This window comes from Sphingopyxis sp. (genome assembly GCF_016463645.1).
In the GTDB taxonomy this organism is placed as follows: domain Bacteria; phylum Pseudomonadota; class Alphaproteobacteria; order Sphingomonadales; family Sphingomonadaceae; genus Sphingopyxis.
On sequence record NZ_JAEMQX010000002.1, the window covers coordinates 110847 to 125735 of the forward strand.

11 protein-coding genes are annotated in these 14889 nt (G+C 67.2%); 5 read left to right on the top strand and 6 right to left on the bottom strand.

Annotation, left to right across the window (positions count from 1 at the left end; genetic code table 11):
• Positions 1 to 45 precede the first annotated feature (45 nt).
• The gene (locus JHC57_RS01345) at positions 46 to 966 is read right to left on the bottom strand and encodes a 4-hydroxy-tetrahydrodipicolinate synthase (protein ID WP_294027993.1); all 921 of its coding nucleotides are present in this window, start codon (positions 964 to 966) and stop codon (positions 46 to 48) included.
• Positions 967 to 1124: 158 nt separating this feature from the next.
• Here JHC57_RS01345 and JHC57_RS01350 point away from each other — a divergent pair, with 158 nt between their 5' ends.
• Together JHC57_RS01350 and JHC57_RS01355 are read left to right on the top strand one after the other, a co-directional pair.
• A complete protein-coding gene (locus tag JHC57_RS01350) occupies positions 1125 to 2465 on the top strand; it encodes an amidohydrolase family protein (RefSeq protein WP_294027994.1) in 1341 nt (446 codons plus the stop codon).
• A 38-nt stretch (positions 2466 to 2503) separates the two neighbouring features.
• A complete protein-coding gene (locus tag JHC57_RS01355) occupies positions 2504 to 5317 on the top strand; it encodes a pitrilysin family protein (protein WP_294027995.1) in 2814 nt (937 codons plus the stop codon).
• Between the two features lie 10 nt (positions 5318 to 5327).
• Here the strand turns inward: JHC57_RS01355 and JHC57_RS01360 are convergent, their stop codons facing one another.
• The 5 genes from JHC57_RS01360 to JHC57_RS01380 are packed head-to-tail and all read right to left on the bottom strand — an operon-like array spanning position 5328 to position 11368.
• A complete protein-coding gene (locus JHC57_RS01360) occupies positions 5328 to 6593 on the bottom strand; it encodes an amidohydrolase family protein (protein ID WP_294027997.1) in 1266 nt (421 codons plus the stop codon).
• A complete protein-coding gene (locus JHC57_RS01365) occupies positions 6590 to 7993 on the bottom strand; it encodes an amidohydrolase (protein WP_294027999.1) in 1404 nt (467 codons plus the stop codon). Before JHC57_RS01365 ends, JHC57_RS01360 begins: the two co-directional genes overlap by 4 nt.
• Positions 7990 to 8712, bottom strand: coding sequence for a hypothetical protein (locus JHC57_RS01370; RefSeq protein ID WP_294028001.1), 723 nt, complete (start codon positions 8710 to 8712; stop codon positions 7990 to 7992). Before JHC57_RS01370 ends, JHC57_RS01365 begins: the two co-directional genes overlap by 4 nt.
• The gene (locus JHC57_RS01375) at positions 8709 to 9986 is read right to left on the bottom strand and encodes an amidohydrolase family protein (protein WP_294028002.1); all 1278 of its coding nucleotides are present in this window, start codon (positions 9984 to 9986) and stop codon (positions 8709 to 8711) included. The genes JHC57_RS01370 and JHC57_RS01375 overlap by 4 nt, the downstream gene beginning before the upstream one ends.
• Complete coding sequence (locus JHC57_RS01380) at positions 9983 to 11368, bottom strand: amidohydrolase (protein WP_294028004.1); 1386 nt, start codon at positions 11366 to 11368, stop codon at positions 9983 to 9985. The genes JHC57_RS01375 and JHC57_RS01380 overlap by 4 nt, the downstream gene beginning before the upstream one ends.
• 153 nt (positions 11369 to 11521) lie before the next feature.
• On the opposite strand from JHC57_RS01380, the gene JHC57_RS01385 reads away from it, so the two are divergent.
• Genes JHC57_RS01385 through JHC57_RS01395 form a run of 3 tightly spaced genes read left to right on the top strand, consistent with a single transcriptional unit; the run spans position 11522 to position 14888 of the window.
• Positions 11522 to 12724, top strand: coding sequence for a PLP-dependent aminotransferase family protein (locus tag JHC57_RS01385; protein ID WP_294028006.1), 1203 nt, complete (start codon positions 11522 to 11524; stop codon positions 12722 to 12724).
• Positions 12721 to 13839, top strand: a complete 1119-nt coding sequence (locus JHC57_RS01390; RefSeq protein ID WP_294028008.1) for an ABC transporter ATP-binding protein — start codon at positions 12721 to 12723, stop codon at positions 13837 to 13839. The genes JHC57_RS01385 and JHC57_RS01390 overlap by 4 nt, the downstream gene beginning before the upstream one ends.
• On the top strand, positions 13836 to 14888 hold the full coding sequence (locus JHC57_RS01395) for a polyamine ABC transporter substrate-binding protein (RefSeq protein WP_294028009.1): 1053 nt from the start codon (positions 13836 to 13838) through the stop codon (positions 14886 to 14888). Before JHC57_RS01390 ends, JHC57_RS01395 begins: the two co-directional genes overlap by 4 nt.
• Position 14889 lies beyond the last annotated feature (1 nt).

Genomic DNA, 14889 nt, shown 5'->3' on the forward strand with positions numbered 1-14889 from the left:
CACGGGGCGACGTCGCACGGACGAGCAGATATCGCCGTTCCCGTCTCAACCGGTGAAATAGCGATATTTTTCGGCAAGACCGATATCTTTCAAGATGCGTAGTCCTGCGGCAAGTTCTGCGCCGCCGAGTTCGCGAAGCGGCTTGCGAAGCCCGCCCACCGGTAAACCGCACGCGCGCATCAGCGATTTGACCGCGACGGGATTGATTGCTGAATAGTTGAAATGAAGCAGCGGCAAAAGTTTGAGATATTGCTCGCGGAAGGTCGCCGCTTCACCCTCGCCCGCCCATGGCGCCGAGATGGCAGCCATTTCCGCAGGTGCGATATTGCCTCCCATATTCGCGGTTCCATGACCTCCGAGTGCCATCGTCGGCACGACGAGGCCGAGGTTGGGGGAGTCGCAGCACATAACCGAAACCTCGGGCGCCGCTGCGAGTATTTGTGCCACCTGCCCGACGCGCGCGGTCGATTCCTTGTGAATGACGATGTTGGGATGGCGGAAGAGCCGTAGCAGTTGATCCCAGTGCAGATCGGTCTTCACGCGCGGCGGGTTGTTGTAGATGCCGAGCGGGAGGTCGACCGCGTCGGCGACCTCGAGATAGAATTGCTCGATGTCGGCTTCCGACGCGCAGATATAGGGCGGTGCGGCGATGATCGCGCCGTCGGCGCCGTTCGCGGCCGCGAAGCGGACATTCTCGATCACCTGTTCGGTCGAGGGGCCGGTGCAGCCATAGAAAAAAGCCATGCCGCCGGTCCGCATCTTCACCGTTTCGACGATGATCCGCTTCTTTTCCTCGGGCGAGAGGAGCGACGGCTCGCCCGTCGAGCCCATGAACAGGATCGCGCGCGTGCCATGTCGCTCCTGATGGTCGAGAAGCGCGCGCCAGGCGCCGAAATCAATCTCCCCCGCGCTATCGAACGGGGTCACTGTCGCGACGAAAGATCCCTCGATCCGGGTATTGGACATGGCGCACCTCGCTGAAAAATGCCGTTGGACAAGGACAAGGATGAGTGGGACCGTCGAAATCCGCCATCCGGGCTGGCGGAATTCGGCGCGTCGTCGCTCGTACAATCAGGAACAGCGATCCCGGGGCCGGTTGGCCGGGACATTGCGGGGGATCAGGGATGCGGAAAACCGCCAACGGCATCGCGCGCGCACTCGCCGCCGGCCTCCTGTTCCTGTGCGCGGGATCGGCGGCGACGGGGTCGGCACAGGACGGATCGGAGACGATCGTCCTGCGCGCCGCGCGGATGTTCGACGCGACGAGCGAACGCATGCGCAGCGATGCCGTCGTCGTCGTGCGGAACGGACAAATCGTCGGCGTCGGAGCCGATGCGCCGATCCCCGACGGAGCGCGGACGATCAACCTCGGCGATGCCACGCTGCTGCCGGGGTTCATCGACGTCCATTCGCACCTGACGCTCGAACCCGACGAAAATTATTATCGCAAGACGCTCAACGAGTTGATGCGCAATCCGACCGAAATGGCCTTTTACGCGGGCGCCAACGCCCGCCGGACGCTTGAGGCGGGGTTCACCACCGTGCGCCACGTCGGTGCGCGCGAGTTCATCGACGTCGGTCTCCGCAACGCGATCGCCGCGAACCTGACCCCGGGACCGCGGATCCTCGCGGCGGGCAATGCGATCACCGCCACTGGGGGAAGCTGCGACCGGGCGCCCTATCCCGCGCAGCGCGTCGCACCGCTGACTCCCCGCGAGGGCGTCTGCACCGGTGCCGACCAGTGCCGCGACGCGGTGCGCAACCAGATCAAATGGGGTGCCGACGCGATCAAGGTCTGCGCATCGGGCGGCGTCCTGTCCTATGATCCCGTGGACGTCCCGCAATTCACGCGCGAGGAACTCGATGCGGCGATCGGCGAAGCGCATCATTGGGGGCGCAAGGTCGCGGCGCATTCGCATGGCGATACCGCCTCGCGGCTCGCTGTCGACGCGGGGATTGATTCGATCGAGCATGGCAGCTTCCTCTCCGAAGACACGCTGAAGCGGATGAAGGCGAAAGGCGTCTTCCTTGTCCCCACCTTCATGGCGATCGACTGGGTGAAGCAGAACGCCGACAGCTATCCGCCCAATATCGCCCTGAAAGCCCGTGCCGCAGCGGCCGCACACGGTGATATGTTCAAGACCGCGCTGCGCCTCGGCGTACCGATCGCGCTCGGCACCGATGCGACGGTGCGCCCCGACGGTCACGGCCGCAATGCGATGGAATTCGGCCTGATGGTCGATGCCGGCATGCCTCCAGCGGCAGCGCTGATCGCGGGAACGAGCAACGCGGCGCGTCTGCTCGGCCTCAACGCCGAAATCGGGACGCTCAGCGTCGGCAAGACGGCCGACATCGTTGCCGTGCCCGGCGATCCGGTCGCCGACATCCGCGTCACCGAAAGGCCGATCTTCGTCATGCAGCGCGGCCGCGTGATTCGACAGGATGGCCAATCGCTGCCCCGCTGAAAAACGGGTCCGTTTCCCGAAAGCTCAAGGAAAATCCGATGCGCCGTTTCCTGACCATCCTCTTGCTCGCAGCGAGCCCGCTGCCTTTCGCATCCGCCGCGGCGACCGAGGCCGAGACCGCCGCGCCATCGCTGCTCGCCGTCCCGCCGCTCGATTTCACCAAGCGCGTGCTCGCCAATGGCGCGACGATTTACGCGATCCGCGACACCGGCACCGCGACGGTCTCGGTCAACATCTGGTACGACGTCGGGCAACGCGACGACCCGCCGGCGCGCGGCGGCTTTGCGCACCTGTTCGAGCATCTGATGTTCAAGACGACCCGCAACCTGCCCGGCGGAGTGCTCGAAGCGGTCAACGCAATGGGCGGCAACACCAACGCCTCGACCCTGTTCGACTATACCGATTACTACATCACCGTTCCCGCGAACCAGCTCGAGGGCATGCTGTGGCTCGAGGGCGAGCGGCTCCGCAACCTCGTGATCGACGAAAAGTCCTTCCACTCCGAACGCGACGTCGTGAAGGAGGAACTGCGTCAGCGCGTCCTGTCGCAGCCCTATGGGCGCATCCTCTACACGCTGCTTCCCGCCTTCGCGTTCGACGGTCATCCCTATACCCGCCCGATCGGTGGCACGATCGCCGATCTCGACCAGGCCAAACTTGCCGACGTCCAGGCGTTTCACGAAGCCTATTACCGGCCCGACAATGCGGTCTTCGTCGTCTCGGGCAATTTCGATCCGGCCCAGCTCGACGCGTGGGCCGACCGCTACCTCGGTTCGGTGCCGCGGCCGGGCCGCACGATCCCGCGCGATGCCGCGAAGGGCCGTCCGGTCGCGGCGCGGACGATCGACGCCTATGCGCCGAACGTTCCGCTGCCCGCGGTTGCCTTCGCCTGGCGCGCGCCTTTCGCCGCCGACACCGACGCGGCGGGGATCGATCTGATCGAGGCGGTGCTCACGCGCGGTGCCGCATCGCGCCTGCGACGCCATCTGGTCGACGAAAAGGGCGTCGCCTCGGCAATCAGCAACTACAACCTTCCCGCCCGCGACGGCCATGCCTTTGCGCTCGTCGTGACGCTTGCGAAGGGTCGCGACCTCGCCGACGCCGAAGCGGCGCTTGGCGCCGAGATCGCGCGGCTTCGCGACACACCGCTGCTCCCGGCCGAGCTCGACGCGGTCAAGAACGGCCTGTTCGGCGACGCGCTTGCGCGGCGCGAGACCGCGCGCGGCCGCGCCTACGAGCTTGGCGGCGGCGCCGCGCTGACCGGCGACCCGTCGCTCGCCGATGCGCGGCTCGCCGCTATCCGCCGCATGACCCCCGCCGACCTCCAGCGCGTCGCGCAGAACTGGCTCGACGACAGGAAAAGGGTGACGCTGCGCTACCGCGACGAAAGCCTGCGTCCTGCGGGCTATACCGGCGACAATGCCCCCGACGTATCGAAAATGGGTCCCGCGGTCCCTCCGGCAAGCCAGCCGCCGGTCGTCATCGCAAGCGAGAGCGCCCGCGAGGCCCGCCCCGGTCCCGCCGCGGCCCTCCCGTCAGTCGCGCCTGTACTCTCCGAGCGCCGCCTCGCCAACGGGCTGCGCGTCGTCGTCGCCCAATCGTCGAAGGTTCCGCTCGCTAGCGTCCGGCTGGTGATAGACGGCGGCGATGCGGCGGACCCCGCTGGCCAGGCCGGCCGTGGCGACATGGCAGCGGCGATGGCGCTCAAGGGCGCGGGCGGACGCAGCGCCGACCGGATCGCCAGCGACATCGCGGCGCTCGGCGGTACGATCGGCGCAAGCTCGGACGCCGACGCGACGGTCTTTTCGGTCAACGCGCCGGCCGCCAATATCGAAGCCGCGGCGCGCATCCTTGCCGACGTCGCAACGCATCCCGATTTCCCCGGCGACGCACTCGAAGGCATCCGCGGCCAGCAGATGTCCGCCATCGCCGTCGCCGCGAAACAACCGATGCAAGCCGCGATGCGCGCGCTGCCCGCCGCGATCTTCGGCAAGACGCCCTATGGCGCAGTTCCCACGACCGCGAGTCTGGGCGCGCTAACGCGCGACAGCATCGCCGCCGCGCAACGAGAGAGCTGGAGCCCGAATGCCGCAACGCTGATCGTCACCGGCGCGCTGGCTCCCGAGGCCGGGTTCGCGCTCGCCGAGCGCAGCTTCGGTGCGTGGAAGGGGAGCGGGACAGCCTTCCCCTCCCCGACGCCGCGCGGCACGGTCTCCACCACTCCGCGTGTCATCGCGGTCGATATGCCCGGCGTCGCGCAAGCTGCGGTGATCGCCGCGTTGCCCGCTGCCGGACGGCGCGATGCGGACTGGCCGTCGCTCCGCATCGCCAACGCCGCCCTCGGCGGCGGTTTCCAAGGCTGGCTGACGCAGGAGATCCGCGTCAAGCGCGGTCTCACCTATGGCGCTGGCAGCTTGCTCGACAGCCGCCGCGATGCCGCGCTCCTGATGGCTGTGACGCAGACCAAGACGGCCTCGGCAAACGAGGTGGTCGGACTGATCCTCGATCAGATCGATCGCTTTGGCAGCGAACCGGTCGACGCAGGACGTGCGGCCGAACGCAGCGTCTTTCTTGCGAACGGCTTGTCAGGGCAGACGGAGCGCGCTGCCGGGCTTGCCGACTATCTGGCGACGCTGGTCGCGAGCGGCGCGCCGCTCGACGCGCTGCCCGCCGAGCTCGCTTCGTCAGCGCCCCCCTCACCCGAGCGTATCGCCGCCGCGATCGCCGCGCATCTGCGTGCCGATCAGGCGACGATCATCGTCGCCGGCGATTCAAGCCAATGGGCCGGCGCGCTCCGCGAACGTTTCCCGGCGCTCGAGCTGATCGATATCGATGGGAAGCCCTTGCCCTGACCGCAACGGGTCAGGGTGATGGCGGCATGTACCGGTCGCGCAAATCGAGCGGGCGGGCGGTCAGCGGCTTTTCCACCCCCTCGACGAACAGCGCCTGTGGCTGCGACAGCGGTTCGAGCGGATCGCCGTTCCACAGCACGAGGTCGGCGGCGCGCCCCGCCTCCAGCGTCCCGACACGGTCGGCGACGCCGAAGACGCGCGCGGGATTGACGGTGATCGCCGCCACCGCGGCCTCATGCGGCAAGCCCCAGGCGACGGCGTTGCCCGCACCATAGCGCAATTCGCGCGCGCGATGCGCGACGCCGCTTCCCGTCTTGATGACGATAGTTACCCCCGCGGCGTGAAGCCGCGCGGCATTTTCCATCGTCGCGCCAAGCTCGGAGAAGCTGCGCGGCAGATCGGCGAGCGGGTCGAGGATGACGGGGACGTTCGCCGCGGATATCTCGTCCGCGACGCGCCACCCCTCCTCCGCACCGTCGATGATGACGCGCAGCTTCTCTTCGCGCGCGAGCGCGATCATTTCGCTGATGTCCGACGCCCGGTCGACCTTGACGATCAGCGGCATGCGCCCCTGAACCACCGGTACAAGCGCCTCGAGGTCAACGCGCGACAAGCTCTGCGGCCGCCCTTCGCCGCGATCATATGCCGCGCGGTGCGCAGCAAAATGGCGAACGTCGGCCAATGTCGTACGCAGCTGGACGATCGCCGATCCGCGCGCGCCGCCCGCGCGCCCGGCACCGCCCTCGCCCATCTCCAGCACCATGGCGGCGCGCGGACGCGTCACCATCTGCGGCCGCTGGGCAAGATCGATCACCGCGGCCTGCCCGGCGAATTGCAGCGCGCGCCCGCGACGGTCGTCATAGGGCGGCGTGGTCACCGCGTGGGTGATGCCCGCCAGCCGCGATACAGGCAGCAGGATCGAGTCGGGATTGAGGCCGAGCGAAATGTCGAAGCCCGCGCTGATCGCCGCGCTGTGCGTCGCTCGATCCGCGCTCGTCGGAACCTGGCTGACCTCGACCGCTCCCAGCGTGCTGTCGGCCTGGATAAAGCCCGGAGTCACGACCCCGCCGCGCCCGTCGATGACCCGCGCATCGGCCGGGACCGCGACACGGGCGCCGAGCGCCGCGATGCGTCCGTCGCGGATCACGATCGTCCCCCCGTCGATTTCTCCGGCGCCCGTCATCGTCATCAGCCGCGCATCGACGATCGCGATCGTCTCGGCCGAAGCGGGCGCCGCGAGAAGAAGCGCTACGAGCGCGGCGAGCCGGCGGGTCATCTTTTCTCTCCGGGTTGGCCAAGCAGGAAGTCGGAATGGCGGCGATAGCGCACGTCGGCGCGGTCGAAAACGATGCCGCCGTCGATCCAGACCCTTTCGGCGCGCGCATAGATGCTGAACGGGTCGTGGCTCCACAATACGACATCGGCATTCTTGCCGGGCTCGATCGTGCCGACGCGATCGGCGATGCCGAGCGCCTTCGCCGGATTGGCGGTGAACCAGCGGATCGCATCGGCCTTGTTGATCCGGATGCCCGCGCGCCATGCTGCCGACAGCGCCGCCGCGGCTTCTTGGTTCAGTCGCTGGATGACGATCGGATCGTCCGAATGGATGATCGCACAGCCGCCCGCCGCGTGGACCAGCGCCGCATTCTCCTCGATCGCATCGAACACCTCCATCTTGTATCCCCACCAACTGGCCCAGGTGGCGACGCAAATGTCTTCCTTCTCCAGCAACGGCGCGATCTTGTACGCCTCGTTGGCGTGATGGAAGGTACGGATTTTGAACCCGAATTCGCGCGAGACATCGATCATGTTCGCCATCTCGTCGGCGCGATAGCAATGATTCTGGACGAGGATTTCGCCCTTCAGCACCCCGGCGAGCGTTTCGAGCTGCAAGTCGCGCTTCGGCGCTTCGCCGGTCCGGCCGGACGCCTCCCATTTGTCCCGGCGGCGCGCATAGTCCTGTGCGTCGATCCACGCCTTGCGATAGCCCGCGACATTGCCCATTCGCGTCGCTGGCGAGCGCCCCTTGCCGCCATAGACGCGCTTGGGATTCTCCCCGCACGCGATCTTCAGGCCATAGGGGGCGCCCGGGAACTTCATTCCCTGCATCGTCACCGAGGGCACGTTCTTCAACGTCACCGTCCGCCCGCCGAACAGATTTCCCGATCCGGGCAGGATCATCATCGTCGTGACGCCAGCCTCGCGCGCGGCATCGAAACCGGGATCCTGCGGCCAGACCGAATGCTCGACCCACACCAGCGCGGTATTGGGATCGGTCATCTCGTTGACGTCGTTATGCGCGTCGACCGACTCGGGCTGTGCCCAAGCCCCGAGATGCGAGTGCGCATCGATGACCCCCGGGGTTACCCATTTGCCGCGCGCATCGATCGTCCGATAGCCGTCCGGCACCGCGAGCGACGCGCCGACGGCGGCAATCTTGCCGCCCTCCATCAGCACGGTACCGTTCGCGATCTCTTCGCCCGTCGCGGTCAGCACGGTGGCACCCACCAACGCGACGCGCTCGACAGCGGGCGCATGATAGGTGCTGGGATAGGGATCGCGGTCGAATACCGGCGCCGCGTCGGCGGCGGGCGCCGACGCCGGTTGCGGGCGCCCGGACGCGGCGCATCCGGCCAGCGCGGTGGCCGTGAGAAGGACGAACGCCGCGCGCCTCATTTGGCGTCGGGGGTAACCGAGCGGATCACGCCGCCCTTGTCGTCGAGGAAGTCGATCGACGCCTTGCCGTCGGGAGTGACCTTCATCAGGATGCGCGGACGCCCCATCGCGTCGTTCAGCATCACCGCCGACTCGCGGTCGCGGGTCTTGCCGACATACAGGCGCTGACGACCAAAGCTGCCGTCGGCCTGCACCTTTTGCAGCGCGGCGGTCTTTTCGGGCCCGTCGGGCATTTTCGACAGCCGCTCGGCCATGTCGAAATCGAGCGCCGCGTCGGGGCGGTCGTTGACGACCATCGCGGCCCAGCGCCGACCGTCATATTCGCTCTGCGTCAGCTGGATGACCTGATCCTGCTCATATTGGTCGAAGCTCAGATGGCCGCCGCCCGATACCTTGCCGTCGGGGCCCTTCTGGCCGCTGAAGGTCAGCCCGCCGTTTTCGGATCCTTCGTTGTTGTAGAAGATGATCCCGGCGCCGCGGTTGCCGCTCGGATGCGGGCGTTCCTTGCCGTGCATGATGATACCCGGCGAGCGGCTGGTGTTCGACACGATCATGCGGATCGTCCCGTCATCCTCGCGAATGTTGATCCGCTTGACGTCGATCTCGTCGAAAGCCGCCTTGGCGGGTGCGGTGTCGGCGCCGGCGCTGGTCGCCATGGCGATCGCGCAGGCGGCTGTGAGCACGCCTGAATAAAGGACGAGAAGGCGATTGGCGTTCATGGCGTTTCTCCATTGGCAGAAGGCGGGATGGCGGAAAGATAGCGGTCGCGAAGCTCGGTCGCGCGCGACGTCATCGGCTGCGCCTCGCCGCGGATGAAGATCGCGGTCGGGCGCGCGAGTGTGTCGAGCGGATCGCCGTCCCAGATCACGACGTCGCCCTCCTTGCCCGCTTCCAGCGAACCGATACGGTCGGCGAGCCCGAAAATGCGCGCGGGGTTGATCGTGATCGCGGCGAGTGCCGCCTTCCGGTCGAGCCCGTTCGCGGCGGCGTTGCCTGCATTGTAACGCATCTCGCGCTCGCGATGATTGCCATTGCCTTCGATCGCGATGATGACGCCCGCGGCGGCGAGGCGTGCGGCGTTGGTCAGGGTCGCACCCAGCATCTCGAACGACGCCGGGGTATTTTCGACCGGCGTCAGAAGAACCGGAACCCCCGCGGCGGCGATCTCGCCCGCGACGCGCCAGCCCTCGCTCGCACTTTCGAGAATCAGCTTCAGCCGTTCTTCGCGGCCGAGCGCCAGCGCATCGCGAATGTCGGCCGCTCGGTTCACACTGACGAGCAGCGGCATCCGTCCCTCGACGACCGGGATCAGCGCGTCCATGTCGGCGCGCGACAGGGTATAATCGCGCGTTTTGCCGCGATCATAAGCCGCGCGCCGCGCCTTGTAATCGCGCACCTCGGCAAAAAGCGCGCGCAGCGCGACCAGTTCGGCGGCGCGGGCGCCACCCGCGCGCTCGGCGCCCGCGTCACCCATGTCAAGCACCATCGCGACACCGCGCTTCATCAGCATCGCGCGCCCATCGAGCGCGACCGCGGCCGCTTGTCCCGCGAAAAGCAGCTCGCGGTCGCTCCTGTCCTTATAGGCCGGCGTCGTGATGGCGCGGGTGATGCCGCCGAGCCGCGCGACGGGGATCAGCAGCGAGTCGGGATTGAGGCCATAGCCCGCATCGAAAGCCGCGCTGAAGTCGGTCGCGGCGGTCCCGCGATCGTCGGTTGTCTCGACCGAGCGCACCTCGATCAGCCCGAGGGCCGTACCCGTCGCGACGAGCCCGGGGGTCACGATCTTGCCGGTCGCATCGACGGTCTTCGCATCGGCGGGGACGGCGATATCCGCTCCGACCGCGACAATCCGTCCATCGCGGATCACCACCGTGCCGCGCTCCATCTCGCCCGCCGGTCCCATGGTGACCACACGCCCTCCGGTGATCGCGACGGTTTCGGCCGCAGCGGGCGCAGCGGCGAGGGCCAGCGCAGCGGCTAGCAGGCGGATCATCGCGCGAACTCCTGCCCCGGCTGCCCGACCACGAAGTCCGACGGTCTCTGGTAGCGCGGGTCGCTCCGGTCCCACTGGATCACCCCGTCGACCCAGACGCGATCGGCGAGCGCATACACGCTGAACGGGTTCGCGCTCCACAGCACGACGTCGGCCATCTTGCCGGGCTCGAGCGTGCCGACCTTGTCGGCGATGCCCATCGCCTTCGCGGGATTTGCGGTAACCCACCTGATCGCCTCGCCACGACTTATGGACAGGCCGGCGTGGTTGGCGGCGGTCATCGCGATTCCGGCTTCCTGATTGAGCCGCTGGACAAGCAGGCCGTCGTCCGAATGGATGATAGCGCAGCCACCGGCGGCGTCGATCATGGGGGCATTCTCCTCGATCCCGTCGAGCGATTCCATCTTGGCGCCCCAGCTGTTCGCCCAGGTCGCGACGCAAATATCTTCCTTCGCGAGCAGCGGCGCGATCTTGAACGCCTCATTGGCGTGGTGGAACGCGCGGATTTTGAACCCGAACTCGCGCGCGACATCGATCATCACCGCCATCTCGTCGGCGCGGTAGCAGTGGTTCTGGACGAGGATCTCACCGCGCAGCACGCCGGCGAGCGTTTCGAGCTGCAGGTCGCGCTTCGGTGGATCGCCGGCCTTGCCGCCCGCGTCCCACCTGTCCTGTCGGCGGACGTAATCGGCGGCGTCGATCCACGCCTTGCGATATCCCGCGACATTGCCCATCCGCGTCGCGGGCGAGCGTCCCTTGCCGCCATAGACGCGCTTCGGATTCTCCCCGCACGCGATCTTCAGGCCATAGGGCGCGCCCGGGAACTTCATCCCTTGCGTCGTCACCGACGGCACATTCTTCAGCGTCACCGAACGGCCGCCGAACAGGTTGGCCGAACCGGGAAGGATCATCAGGCTGGTCACCCCGCCGGCCCGTGCGAGGCGGAACTTCGGATCCTGCGGCCATACCGAATGTTCGGCCCAGACCTCTGCCGTGTTCGGCGACACGGCTTCGTTGCCGTCCTCGTGCGACGGCGTCGCAGGCGACGGATAAACGCCGAGGTGCGAATGCGCGTCGATGATCCCGGGGGTCACCCATTTGCCGCGACCGTCCACCCGGGCATAGCCTTCGGGCACGGGGAGCTTCGCACCCACCGCCTCGATCTTGCCGCTTGCGATCAAGACCGTCGCGTCGGCGATTTCGGCGCCGGTGCCCGTGAGTACCGTCGCGCCGACGAGCGCCAGTGGACCCGATGCGGCGGGGCGATAAGTCGCCGGGAAGGGATCATCGGGTGCGCCAGGGGCCGCGATCGCGGCACCGGCAGTCGCCAGCGATATCATCGCGATGCACGCCCGGCCCAGATGCTTCATCGTCGACGTCATTTTATCGCCTCCCCGATCTGCATGAGTGACGAACACCCCGAATCCGCCATTCGTTTTTTGGTCGGTCGGCGATGGCGGATTCGCCGCCCCGAACCATCGTTCTCGGCAGGGTGAGATGTTCCGCGCCAGGCGGGGCAATGGAGGGGCCGAAATTTGTGGAATGACAATTGCCTGGCGCGCCGGGCCGAACATCTTTCGACGCAGCTTCCCGCTCCCCATTTTCCGTCCGAATTCGGCGACGAGATCATCCTGTTCGATTCGGGCTTCGCAGCGCCGCAGCTGCTTCCGGACCTCAGCGGATTCGCCGCCGATGCGCTGACCGCCCACCGCGAGGAGGTGTTGCAATATGCCTCCGGTCGCGGGCAGCCCTATCTGCGCGAATGGCTCGCGAACTGGATGAACGAGGACGGCTGCGCGCTGACCGCGGACCATATCCTCATCACCAACGGCGCCAAGCAGGGCATCGACCTGGTATGCCGGCTGCTGCTCGACGAAGGCGACGCGATCGTCGTCACGGCGCCGACCTATTTCACCGCCATCCCCATTTTCCGCAACCATGGCGCCGAATTCGTCGAGATCGGCCAGGATGATGCCGGGCTCGACGTCGCCGCACTCGAAGCCGCGCTCGACGCCCGCGCCGCGGTCGGCAAGGCGGCCCCCAAATTCATCTACAATATCCCCGAATTCCATAATCCGACCGGCGCCACGATGTCGGCGGCACGGCGCGAGGCATTGGTCGCGCTGGCGGAAGCGCGCGGCATTCCGATCGTCGAGGACAGCCCCTATCGCCGCGTGCGCTTCGACGGGCCTGACGCGCCGCTGCTGAAAGCGCTCGACCGATCGGGCTCGGTCTTTCATCTCGGGACATTTTCAAAGCTCGTCGCGCCCGGCCTCCGGATCGGCTGGGTCGCCGCCGAGCCCGCGCTCGTCGCGCGCATGGTCCAGCTCAAGTCCGAGGGCGGATCGTCGCCGCTCATCCAGCGGATCATCCATGAATTCGCACGCTCGGATCGGTTTCCCGAACATGTCGCGCGCGTACAGGCGGCTTATCGCGAACGCCGGGACCATATCGTGGCGGCGGTCGCACGCGAGCTGCCCGATGCCGTCGTCGCTGTGCCCGAGGGGGGCTATTATGTCTGGCTGACGCTGCCCGAACATGTCGACGGCGACCTTCTCGCCGCCCGCGCACACGCCGCCGGGGTCCATCTTATCGCCGGCAGCCGCTTTTTTGCCGCGCAAGGCGCCGCAGCGCCGCGGAACCATATCCGCCTGTCCTTCAGCTATACGACCCCCGCGCAGATCGACGACGGAGTCGGACGGCTGGGCGCAGTCTATCGGGCGCTGGCCGGCGAATGACCGTCGCCTTCCCTCTCGTCGAGTTTCGCGGTGTGGAGAAACGCTATGTCGGGGGCGGCCCCGCCGCCGTCGCCGATCTCGACCTCGCGATCGAGCGCGGCGAATTTCTGACGCTGCTCGGCCCGTCGGGATCGGGAAAGACGACGACGCTGATGATGCTCGCGGGATTCGAAACCCCGAGCGCGGGCGAGATATTGCTCGGCGGCGCATCGCTCGCCGACCGGCCGCCCTACCGGCGCAACATGGGCGTCGTTTTCCAGAATTATGCGCTGTTCCCGCATATGAGCGTCGTAGAAAATGTCGCCTTCCCGCTGCGCGTGCGCGGGATCAGGGGAAGCGAAGCGGCGAAGAAGGTCGCGAACGTCCTGTCGCTGGTGAAACTCGAGGGGCTCGGGGATCGGCGCCCCGACGCCTTGTCCGGCGGGCAGCGCCAGCGCGTCGCGCTTGCGCGCGCACTGGTGTTCGAACCCGACCTGGTGCTGATGGACGAACCGCTCGGCGCGCTCGACCGTCAGCTTCGCGAACATCTGCAGGCTGAAATCAAGCGCATCCAGCGCGCCTTGGGCCTGACCATCGTCTATGTCACCCACGATCAGGGCGAAGCGCTGACGATGTCGGACCGGATCGCGGTGTTCGCAGGCGGACGCATCCAGCAGATCGGCCGCCCCGACGCCATCTATGAAAAGCCCCAAAACGCCTTCGTCGCGGCTTTTGTCGGCGAGAACAACATGCTGACGGGCACGGTGGTGACGCGGCACGACGATCAATGCGCCATCCGGCTGCCCGGCGGACAGATCGTGCGCGCGATGGCGACCGGTGCGATGATGCCCGGCGACAGCGTGATCGCGGCCATCCGCCCCGAACATGTCGAAACGGGCATCACGCCGCCCGCCTGCTGCAACGCCATCGAGGCGCGGGTCGAAGAGCTTGCCTATCACGGCGATCACAGCCGCATCCGCGCGGCGCTCGACGGTGGCGGAACGCTCGTGATCCGGATGCCGAGCGCCAGGGGTTTTGCGGCGGGCCAGCGGCTTCCGATCGGCTGGTGCACCGATCGCTGCTTTGCCTTCCCCGCCGAAGACGGAGCAGCCGCGTGGCGAAAGGCGGTCGCATGAAGAGCTGGGCACGCCTCGCGGGCATCGCAGCGCTTGCCGCCAGTGTGACCGCGTGCGGGTCGAGTTCGGAGCTCCGCCCACTCACCGTCGTCGGCTGGGGCGGATCGTCGCAGGACGCGCATCGCAAGGCCTATTGGAGCTCCTTTTCGCGCACCACGGGAATTCCGCTGCGCGAGGATAGCTGGCGCGGCGGCGTCGGTGTGATCCGCACCAAGGTCGTCGGCGGCGACACGAGTTGGGACATCGTGCAGGTCGAGACCGAGGATCTGATCCTCGGCTGCGAGGAAGGGCTGTTCCAGCGGCTCGACTGGGCCGCATTGGGCGGGCGCGAGGCATTCCTGCCCGCGGCGGTGCACGATTGCGGGGTGGGCGCGATGCTCTGGTCCTATGTGATCGGCTACGACGGCGACCGGATCAAGGGACCCGGGCCACGGAGCTGGGCGGACTTCTGGGACGTCAAACGCTTTCCCGGCAAAAGGGGCATGCGCAAGACGCCCAAATATTCGCTGGAATTCGCGCTGATGGCCGATGGCGTGCCGCCCGATCAGGTCTATCCGACGCTGCGGACGCCCCAAGGCGTCGACCGCGCCTTCCGCAAGCTCGACGAGATCAAGCCCAACGTCATCTGGTGGACGTCGATCTCGCAGGTCCCCGACCTTCTCGGTTCGCGCGAGGTCGTGATGTCGGTGACGAGCCCCGGCCGGCTGATCGTCGCGAACCGCACCGAGGGCCGCAATTTCAAACTCGACTGGCACGGGAATATCTATGCGGTCGATTATTGGGTGATCCTCGCCAACAGCCCGCGCAAGGCCGAAGCGGCGCAACTGCTCCGCTACATGACGCAGCCCGAAAACCAGATGCGGCTCGCCAGCCATATCCCGACCGGCCTCACCAACATCGAGGCGAACCGGCGCGTCGATCCCAAGCTCAAGCTCGACACGCCGAGCGACCCGGCGAACATGGCCGGCGCGCTCGAACTCGACGCCAATTTCTGGGTCGAATATGGCGACCAGCTCACCCAGCGGTTCAATGCCTGGGTCGCGCGCTAAG

What these genes read in the sequence shown, in the direction of transcription:
- JHC57_RS01390 (WP_294028008.1), top strand. Translation starts at nt 12,721, where the DNA reads ATGACCGTCGCCTTCCCTCTCGTCGAGTTTCGCGGTGTGGAGAAACGC.
- JHC57_RS01370 (WP_294028001.1), bottom strand. Translation starts at nt 8,712, where the DNA reads ATGAACGCCAATCGCCTTCTCGTCCTTTATTCAGGCGTGCTCACAGCC.
- JHC57_RS01365 (WP_294027999.1), bottom strand. Translation starts at nt 7,993, where the DNA reads ATGAGGCGCGCGGCGTTCGTCCTTCTCACGGCCACCGCGCTGGCCGGA.
- JHC57_RS01355 (WP_294027995.1), top strand. Translation starts at nt 2,504, where the DNA reads ATGCGCCGTTTCCTGACCATCCTCTTGCTCGCAGCGAGCCCGCTGCCT.
- JHC57_RS01345 (WP_294027993.1), bottom strand. Translation starts at nt 966, where the DNA reads ATGTCCAATACCCGGATCGAGGGATCTTTCGTCGCGACAGTGACCCCG.
- JHC57_RS01350 (WP_294027994.1), top strand. Translation starts at nt 1,125, where the DNA reads ATGCGGAAAACCGCCAACGGCATCGCGCGCGCACTCGCCGCCGGCCTC.
- JHC57_RS01395 (WP_294028009.1), top strand. Translation starts at nt 13,836, where the DNA reads ATGAAGAGCTGGGCACGCCTCGCGGGCATCGCAGCGCTTGCCGCCAGT.
- JHC57_RS01360 (WP_294027997.1), bottom strand. Translation starts at nt 6,593, where the DNA reads ATGACCCGCCGGCTCGCCGCGCTCGTAGCGCTTCTTCTCGCGGCGCCC.
- JHC57_RS01375 (WP_294028002.1), bottom strand. Translation starts at nt 9,986, where the DNA reads ATGATCCGCCTGCTAGCCGCTGCGCTGGCCCTCGCCGCTGCGCCCGCT.
- JHC57_RS01380 (WP_294028004.1), bottom strand. Translation starts at nt 11,368, where the DNA reads ATGACGTCGACGATGAAGCATCTGGGCCGGGCGTGCATCGCGATGATA.